1 pseudogene is annotated in these 213 nt (G+C 54.9%); it reads left to right on the top strand.

Annotated features, from left to right (window positions below):
- Positions 1-213 (top strand): annotated as a pseudogene (locus AF337_RS21520) (tRNA uridine-5-carboxymethylaminomethyl(34) synthesis GTPase MnmE); the annotation flags it as partial.

Below are 213 nucleotides of genomic sequence, written 5' to 3'. Positions count from 1 at the left end.
GGTGTCGGTTTGCCGGAACTACGACGGTTGATCGGCAATATCGTCGAGAAACGTTTCGCCGGTCTGTCCATGGCGATTCCCAGCCGGCAGCGGCATAAAGATTCGCTAACGAAATGTTTAGCAGCGCTCGAGGCGGCGTTATCGCAGACAGATGTGAATCTCGAACTGCGGACCGAGCAGCTGCGAATTGCCGCAGAGTATTTGGGCAGAATT

Source organism: Rhizobium ecuadorense, from assembly GCF_001187535.1.
Classification (GTDB): Bacteria; Pseudomonadota; Alphaproteobacteria; order Rhizobiales; family Rhizobiaceae; genus Rhizobium; species Rhizobium ecuadorense.
The sequence above is the reverse complement of the archived record's forward strand: the minus strand, read 5'-3'. Positions and strand labels throughout refer to the sequence as shown.